We start from the raw sequence: 7,595 nt of genomic DNA, 5'->3' as shown, positions 1-7,595 counted from the left end.
TTGCCCGGCAGGTTCTGCAGGCGATCGTAAGCGTCGTTGATGTCACCGGTCTGGCCGGCGGCGCGCAGCGTCTCGAGGTATTCCTCGTACTCGGCCTCGCTGACCACCTCGACGTTGAAGAGCATCATCGAGTGGTACTCGCCGCAGAGCTCGGCACACTTGCCGGCGTAGGTTCCTTCGCGGGTCGGCGTGAAGGACCAGTAGTTGTCCTTGCCGATGTACATGTCCTTCTTGTACAGGAAGTCGATGATCCAGAACGAGTGGATGACATCGCGCGACTGCAGCTGGATCTTGACGGTCTTGTCGACCGGCAGGTACAGCGTCGGAAGCGCGGCCTGGTCGATGTCGCCCACCGCGTCCGCGTTCGCCTGCACGCCCATCGTCCAGACGGACTCGTCGGTGTCGCCGTCGTCGGGGTTGTACTGGAAGTCCCACGACCACTGCTTGCCGATCGCGGTGATCGAAACGTCGGGGTCCTCGTACTGCGTTTCGAGGATCGTCTGGTCACGCGCGGTGAAGGCGAAGAACCCCACGACGAGGATCAGCGGGATCACGGTGTACAGGATCTCGATCGGCATGTTGTAGCGCATCTGCACCGGCAGGCCGGTCTGCCCGCGACGGCGGCGATACGCGATGGCGGCCCACCCCATGAGGCCCCACGTGACGAGGCCGACGGCCAGGAGGACGATCCAGGAAGTGGTCCACAGTCCGGAGACCATCTCCACACGGTCGGTCGCCGGAGCGCCGCCGTCCTCGAAGCCGGGCAGATAGCCGTTCAGCTCCGTCGGGGAGCACGCAGCCAGCGTGACTGCAGTGGCTGCTCCCAACGGGATGGCGGCCCAGCGTAGGCGGCGTTTTGATCGCACGGTGCACCTTTCCGGACGCGGGTATGACCAGCTAAGTCTAGGGCAACGTCACACCGGATTCAGGCCAACCACCCAGGTCCACATACGCGTCGTCCGGCGGTTTTCCCGCGCTGATCAGCGCAGGAACCGCCGGACGATGGGGCCGGAAACCTTCAGATCAGTGGAAGCTGTCTCCGCATGCGCAGCTGCCTGCAGCGTTGGGGTTGTCGATCGTGAAGCCCTGCTCCGAGATGGTGTCCTTGAAGTCGATCATGGCGCCGTCGAGGTACGGCACGCTCATGTCGTCGACGATCACCTCGACGCCGTCGAAGTCGACGGTCTTGTCGCCGTCGAGGTAACGCTCGTCGAAGTAGAGCTGGTAGATGAGGCCCGAGCAGCCGCCGGGCTGCACGGCAACCCGCAGACGCAGATCGTCACGGCCCTCCTGGTCGAGCAGGCTCTTGACCTTGGCGGCGGCGGCGTCGGTGAGCGAGACGCCGTGGTCGCGGACGACCTCGGCGACAGGCTGTGCGGTGTCGGTCATGGGGTCTCCCCTGGGTCGGGCCGCCGGGGGCGGCTGGATGCCACGATTCTACGCGCGTCCCCCGAGAGCCGGCCCGGGTCAGAGGCTTTTGGCGTCGAGACGCTCCAGCAGGAGCGCCTCGGAGACCAGCGCATTGCGGAAGGTTTCCAGGTGCAGCGACTCGTTCGGGCTGTGGGCCCGCGCGTGCGGGTCCTCGACTCCGGTGACGAGGATCTGCGCCTCGGGGAACTCGCGCACGAGATCGGCGATGAACGGGATCGATCCCCCGACCCCGATATCCACCGGCGGCACGCCGTAGCCCGCCTCGAGGGCTGCGCGGGCGTCTTCGACGGCCCATCCCGCCGTGTCTACGAGAAACCCGTCGCCGAAGTCCACGTCCGAGAAGGTGAGCTGTGCCCCGAACGGCGCATGCGCCCGAAGGTGCGCCTCGAGCGCCTCGTATGCATCGCGCGCCGATTGGCCGGGCGCCACGCGGGCGCTGATCACGACGGACACCTCCGGGCTGAGGGTGTTCGACGCGTTCACGACGCTCGGCGCGTCGATGCCGGTCACCGTCACGGAGGGCTTGTTCCAGATGCGGCTGAGAATGGTGCCGTCGCCGATCGGCGACACACCCTCGGGGAGCCCGGCCTCTTCGCGGAGCGTCTGCTCGCCGTATTCGGGAGTCTCGGCATCCCGGTGGCTGAGACCTGCGACCGCGACGCCGCCCTCGGCGTCCCACAGTGTCGAGAGCAGCTTGATCGTGGCCATCATCGCGTCCGGCACCGCTCCCCCGAACATTCCGGAGTGGGAGGCGTGGTCGAGGGTGCGGACGGTCAGCGTGAAGCGCGCGTTGCCGCGAAGCGAGACGGTGACCGCGGGCGTGCGCGAATCCCAGTTGCCGGAGTCGGCCACGACGATCACGTCAGAACGCAATGCGTCGGCGTTGTCTTCGAGGAAGGCGGCGAACGAGCGGGAGCCCGCCTCTTCCTCGCCTTCGATGAAGAGCGCCACCCCGAGGTCGAAGTCGGGGCCGAGCGCCTCGGTGAGCGCACGGAGCGCGCCGATGTGCGCCATCACCCCGGCCTTGTCGTCGGCGGCGCCGCGGGCGTAGAGGCGGCCGTCGCGGACGGTGGGCTCGAAGGGCGGCGTCTCCCACAGCGCTTCGTCGCCGACCGGCTGCACGTCGTGGTGAGCGTAGAGGAGGATCGTCGGGCGGCCGTTGCGGGCGGCACGGGTCGCAAGCACTGCCGGCATCCCGCGCTCGTCCGTGCCGGGAATCGCGGCGTCGCGCACCTCGACACGCTCGAAGATGCCGAGCCCTTCCGCGAGCTGCTTGACGGACTCCGCGCTGCGACGCACCTCGGCGGGGTCGAAACCGGGGAAGGCGATGGAGGGGATGCGCACCAGCGCGCCCAGGTCGGCGAGGGCGGCGGGCACGGCGGCGGTGGCCGCGGCGCGCACGGCCTCGGGGCGGGACAGGTCGGAACTCATGCGGGTAATCTTAGAGTGAACCCGATTCCCGCTATCCAGAGGATCCTCCCGTGGCCAACACCCCCGCTTCCGCGCCGAAGGAAACGTCGACGACGACGCCCGCCGAGCAGGTGGGCTCGGGCAAGGGCCGCCCGACGCCGTCGCGCGCCGAGCGCGAGGCGGCTCGCAAGCGCCCGCTGGTGGCCGACACCAAGGAGGCCAAGGCGCGCGCGAAGGCGGAGCTCGCCGCGGCGCGCGAGAAGGCCCGCATCGGCATGGCCAACGGCGAGGATCGCTACCTGCCGGCGCGCGACAAGGGTCCGCAGCGCAAGTTCGCCCGCGACTTCGTCGACGCCGGGTGGCACCTCGGCGAGGCCGTCATGCCGATGATGCTGCTGGTCATCGTGCTGACGTTCATCCCGATCGCCGCCGTCACCTACTGGTCGTTCATCGGCCTCTGGATCTTCATCCTCTTCGTCATCGGCGACATGATCATCACCTCGATCCGCGTGAAGAAGGTCGCGAAGGACCGCTTCGGCACGCGCATGGAGAAGGGCCTCGGCTGGTACGCCGCGATGCGCACGATACAGATGCGCTTCATGCGTCTGCCCAAGCCCCAGGTGAAGCGCGGCGCGAAGGTCTGATCGCTGCGCGTCAGCGTGCGGTTCGGGCGAGTCCGCGGTTGATCTGCCGCGCCCAGAGCGGCCCGCGGTACAGGAACCCGGTGTAGCCCTGCACGAGGTCGGCACCGGCGTCCAGTCGTTCGCGCACGTCGGCCGCCGTCTCCACTCCCCCGACGGAGATGACGCAGAAGGTCGCCGGAACCGCTGCGCGGAGCACCCGCAGCACCTCGAGTGAACGCTTCTTCAAGGGCGCGCCGGACAGTCCACCGTCGCCGGCTGCCGCCACCACCGCGGGGTCGCTCGTGAGCCCCTCGCGGGAGATGGTCGTGTTCGTCGCGATGATGCCTGCGAGCCCGGATTCGACGGCGAGGCGGGCGATCGCAGTGATCTCGTCGTCGGGCAGGTCGGGGGCGATCTTCACCAGCAGTGGCGTGCTCCCGGATGCGTCGCGCACGGCCTCGAGAAGGGGTCGCAAGGTCTCGACGGCCTGCAGTCCGCGCAGGCCCGGCGTGTTCGGCGACGACACGTTCACGACGAGGTAGTCGGCCAGCGGCGCGAGCAGACGAGTGCTGGTGACGTAGTCGGCGGTGGCATCGGCGACGTCGACCACCCGGCTCTTGCCGATGTTCACACCGAGCACCGCTCGCCGCTTGCGGCGGCGGAGGGCGCGCAGGCGGGATGCCGCAGCCTCGGCGCCGTGGTTGTTGAACCCCATGCGGTTGACCACGGCCCGGTCGGGCACCAGGCGGAAGAGCCGCGGGCGGGGGTTGCCCTGCTGCGAGATCGCGGTGAGCGTGCCCACCTCGACGTGACCGAAGCCGAGCGCCCACAACCCTGCGGCCCCGGTGACGTCCTTGTCGAAACCCGCGGCGACTCCGAAGGGGGAATCGAAGGTGAGGCCGAGCGCCTGCGTGCGCAGTTGCGGCGCCGGACGCGTGAACCGGCGCACGAGCGGCGCGAAGGGCCGCAGCCCCAGCGTGCGGATCACCGTCATCGCCGCGTGGTGCGCGGTCTCGGGGTCCAGACGCGTGAGGACGGCGCGGAAGAGAAGTGGATACATCGTCGGGTACCTGCGGCGGGGGTCGGGTCAGTCCGCGTGCACGGCGGCGCGGGCCGCGGCGTGGTCGGCACGCAGCTGTGCGATGGCGGTCTCGAAGTCCTCGAGCGAGTCGAACGCCTGGTAGACGCTGGCGAAGCGGAGGTAGGCCACCTCGTCGAGGTGGCGCAGCGGCCCCAGGATAGCCAGCCCGATGTCGTTCGTGTCGATCTGCGACGACCCTGTCTGGCGGATCGCCTCCTCGACCGACTGGGCGAGGATCGCCAGGTCGCCCTCTGTGACCGGCCGGCCCTGGCACGCCTTGCGGACGCCGGACATGACCTTCTCGCGGCTGAACGGCTCGATGACGCCGGAGCGCTTGATCACGTTGAGGCTTGCGGTCTCTATCGTCGAGAACCGCCCGCCGCACTCGGGACACTGGCGTCGGCGGCGGATGCTCAGGCCGTCGTCACTCGTGCGGGAGTCGACGACGCGGGAGTCGGGATGGCGGCAGAAGGGGCAGTGCATGGCACCGACAGACTAACGCCCGAAGCGGGCGGTGACCGCTTCGCCGTGCGCGGGGAGGTCTTCGGCCGTCGCGAGCGCCACGATCCCATCGGCCACTTCCGCCAGAGCGGCGCGGTCGTACGCGATGATCTGCTGCGGGCGGAGGAAGGTCGACGCGGACAGTCCCGCCGCGTAGCGGGCCTGACCTCCGGTGGGGAGGACGTGGTTGCTCCCGGCGAGGTAGTCGCCCAGGCTCACCGGCGACGCGGCGCCGACGAAGACCGCCCCGGCGTTCACGAAGTCGTCGACGTGGGGGTCGGCGAGGTGCAGTTCGAGGTGCTCGGGGGCGTAGGCGTTGCTCACCGCCGTGGCGGCGGCGATGTCGTCGACCAGCACCACGGCCGACTGCGGGCCCGACAACGCCTGGGCGATGCGCTCCGCGTGCCGGGTGCGCGACGCGCGTTCGGTGACCGCGTCGATCACCGCGGTCGCGAGAGACTCCGACGGCGTCACCAGCACGGCGGAGGCCTGCTCGTCGTGCTCGGCCTGGCTGATGAGGTCCATCGCGACCAGCACCGCGTCGGCGCTGTCATCTGCGACGATGAGGATCTCGGTCGCGCCGGCTTCGGAATCGGTGCCCACCACGCCCGCGACGGCGCGCTTGGCAGCCGCGACGAAGTTGTTGCCCGGCCCGGTGACGACGTCGACCGGCTCGAGCCCGATCGACGCAACCCCGTACGCGAACGCGCCGATCGCGCCGGCACCGCCCATCGCGTAGATCTCGGTCACCCCGACGAGCCCCGCAGCCGCAAGGATCACCGGGTGCACCCGGCCGCCGTGCTCGCGCTGCGGCGGGGACGCGAGGGCGACTTCGCCCACGCCGGCGACCTGAGCGGGCACCACGTTCATCACGACACTCGACGGGTAGACGGCCTTGCCGCCGGGGACGTACACGCCGGCGCGACGGACCGGCCGCCACCGCTGCTCGACCCGGGCGCCGGGCGACAGCTCGACGGCCGACGGAGGCGGGACCTGCGCGGCAGAGGCTTCACGCACACGGCGGATGGCTTCTTCGAGTGCTGCACGCACCGTCGGATCGAGCGAGGCGATGGCCTCGTCGACGTGATCTTGAGGAACCCGCAGGGCGTGACCCGACGCGCCGTCGAAGCGCTCCGCCTGCTCGCGCAGCGCGGCCTCGCCGCGGGAGGCGACGTCGTGCACGATCTGAGCCGCCGTCGTGAGCGCCTCCGCTCGCGCCGCTTGAGCGCGCGGGACGGATGCCAGCAACTCGGCCGAGGTGAGCGTGCGGCCGCGGAGGTCGATCGTACGGATCATCCCACCAGATTACCGGCCCCTCCCCCGGCCGCCGGCCGGGCTGCGGGCCTCAGCCCCGCGTGACGTCCGAGACGTCGTGCAGGTATCCGACGCGCCCGTCTTCGTGGCGTACGACGAACACCTCGCCCCGGTCCTCGATCACGAGCGCCCACGCGTCGGGGCCGATGCGGAAAAGCGGCGCCCCCTGCGCATCGACGACGTCGCGTTCGACGGGCACGAGAGCCCAGAACGCCTGACTCACCGGTCCGCCGGAGACCACGACGGGCTCCTCGACGACGACGGCCGCAGCCCAATCCGCTTCGGCGTCGGACTCGGCGGGGGTCTCGTCTGCTGCGGCGAGCGGCTGGTCGTCCAGCGAGCGCTCGACGTCGGGATTCTCACCGAAGGCGTCGGTGTCGTAGGCGCCCGTGTCCCGCGCGTTCGTGCCGGCTGCGGCCGTGTCTGCTGCGGCGCCTGCACCGTACGCGCCTGCACCGTACGCGCCTGCACCGTACGCATCGGTGCCGTAGCCGCCGGCGGCATGCGCTCCGGCAGTGCCGGAGGCCGCGTCGGCGGGCTGCGCCGTGTCGGCGGCCGGGGCGGGACGCTCCGGGGCCGGGCGGGCGACAACCGGCCGCAACGGCCGGGCGTTGCGGTGCGCCGGAATCTCACGCCGGTACTTGAAGTCCTCAGAGAGCGTCGGCAGCAGCGGGGCGAAGACGGTGAGCACGACGCCGGCGAGCATCAGGAAGAACTCGACCCACACGACCCAGCTGCTCAGCCACACATCGGTCTGCACACCACGCACCACGTTGGTCCACAGCGCGGCGAGCCACACGACGGCGGAGACCGAGAACGCCACCGAGGCGAACTGATCGATCCCGAGCGAGCCGACGCGGCGGATGCCGTCGGGCGAGAAGCGGCGCAGGACCACGAGGAACACCGCCACCGTGGGAACGCCGATGGTGAGGATCCAGTCCAGACCCGAGTTCCAGACCGAGCCCCCGATTCCCCCGACGTCGCCGATGAGCTCGTCGCGGTACAGGGAGAAGAACGACACGATGAACGCCACGAGCCAGACGGCCAGGAGCGCCACTTCGCGCACCGAGAACGGACCCACGCCGTACTGCGGCGGGGCACCGGCGGACGCGGGCGCGGAATGCGCTGTGGCATCCGCGGCATCGGTGGAGTGATCGGGGGTGTTCACGGTGTTCTCGTCGAGCCGCTCGTCGGTCACGGTTCATCCCTTCGCCGTCGCGCCGGAGGCGCGGTCA

At 70.2% G+C, this 7,595-nt stretch carries 8 protein-coding genes; 1 reads left to right on the top strand and 7 read right to left on the bottom strand.

All coding sequences use genetic code 11. From position 1 onward, the window contains the following. The 3 genes from ctaC to NQ160_RS14635 all read right to left on the bottom strand — a co-directional run. Positions 1-866, bottom strand: an 866-nt coding sequence (gene ctaC / locus NQ160_RS14645) for an aa3-type cytochrome oxidase subunit II (protein WP_257515939.1), incomplete at its 3' end; no start/stop codon positions are given. Positions 867-1,023: 157 nt separating this feature from the next. Beyond that, positions 1,024-1,389, bottom strand: a complete 366-nt coding sequence (erpA, locus tag NQ160_RS14640) for an iron-sulfur cluster insertion protein ErpA (RefSeq protein ID WP_257515938.1) — start codon at positions 1,387-1,389, stop codon at positions 1,024-1,026. A gap of 78 nt (positions 1,390-1,467) precedes the next feature. Continuing rightward, positions 1,468-2,862: a dipeptidase gene (locus NQ160_RS14635; protein WP_257515937.1), complete on the bottom strand. Its 1,395-nt coding sequence runs from the start codon at positions 2,860-2,862 to the stop codon at positions 1,468-1,470. Positions 2,863-2,912: 50 nt separating this feature from the next. Here NQ160_RS14635 and NQ160_RS14630 point away from each other — a divergent pair, with 50 nt between their 5' ends. Continuing rightward, complete coding sequence (locus NQ160_RS14630; RefSeq protein WP_374113660.1) at positions 2,913-3,485, top strand: DUF3043 domain-containing protein; 573 nt, start codon at positions 2,913-2,915, stop codon at positions 3,483-3,485. A gap of 10 nt (positions 3,486-3,495) precedes the next feature. Here NQ160_RS14630 and NQ160_RS14625 read toward each other — a convergent pair whose 3' ends face one another. Genes NQ160_RS14625 through NQ160_RS14610 form a run of 4 tightly spaced genes read right to left on the bottom strand, consistent with a single transcriptional unit; the run spans position 3,496 to position 7,558 of the window. Continuing rightward, positions 3,496-4,524 (bottom strand): quinone-dependent dihydroorotate dehydrogenase, encoded by a 1,029-nt coding sequence (locus tag NQ160_RS14625; protein WP_257515936.1) that lies wholly within the window; start codon positions 4,522-4,524, stop codon positions 3,496-3,498. A gap of 27 nt (positions 4,525-4,551) precedes the next feature. Next, positions 4,552-5,028, bottom strand: coding sequence for a transcriptional regulator NrdR (gene nrdR, locus NQ160_RS14620; RefSeq protein ID WP_257515935.1), 477 nt, complete (start codon positions 5,026-5,028; stop codon positions 4,552-4,554). A 12-nt stretch (positions 5,029-5,040) separates the two neighbouring features. Beyond that, positions 5,041-6,342, bottom strand: coding sequence for a histidinol dehydrogenase (gene hisD / locus NQ160_RS14615; protein WP_257515934.1), 1,302 nt, complete (start codon positions 6,340-6,342; stop codon positions 5,041-5,043). A 49-nt stretch (positions 6,343-6,391) separates the two neighbouring features. Then, positions 6,392-7,558: a hypothetical protein gene (locus NQ160_RS14610; RefSeq protein WP_257515933.1), complete on the bottom strand. Its 1,167-nt coding sequence runs from the start codon at positions 7,556-7,558 to the stop codon at positions 6,392-6,394. Between the last annotated feature and the right edge of the window lie 37 nt (positions 7,559-7,595).

The sequence above is a fragment of the Microbacterium sp. zg.Y909 genome, from assembly GCF_024626565.1.
This window is presented reverse-complemented; position numbering and strand designations above follow the sequence as displayed.

Excerpts from the sequence above, each read along its gene's own strand:
- nrdR (WP_257515935.1), bottom strand. The coding sequence starts at position 5,028 with ATGCACTGCCCCTTCTGCCGCCATCCCGACTCCCGCGTCGTCGACTCC.
- NQ160_RS14635 (WP_257515937.1), bottom strand. The coding sequence starts at position 2,862 with ATGAGTTCCGACCTGTCCCGCCCCGAGGCCGTGCGCGCCGCGGCCACC.
- hisD (WP_257515934.1), bottom strand. The coding sequence starts at position 6,342 with ATGATCCGTACGATCGACCTCCGCGGCCGCACGCTCACCTCGGCCGAG.
- erpA (WP_257515938.1), bottom strand. The coding sequence starts at position 1,389 with ATGACCGACACCGCACAGCCTGTCGCCGAGGTCGTCCGCGACCACGGC.
- NQ160_RS14625 (WP_257515936.1), bottom strand. The coding sequence starts at position 4,524 with ATGTATCCACTTCTCTTCCGCGCCGTCCTCACGCGTCTGGACCCCGAG.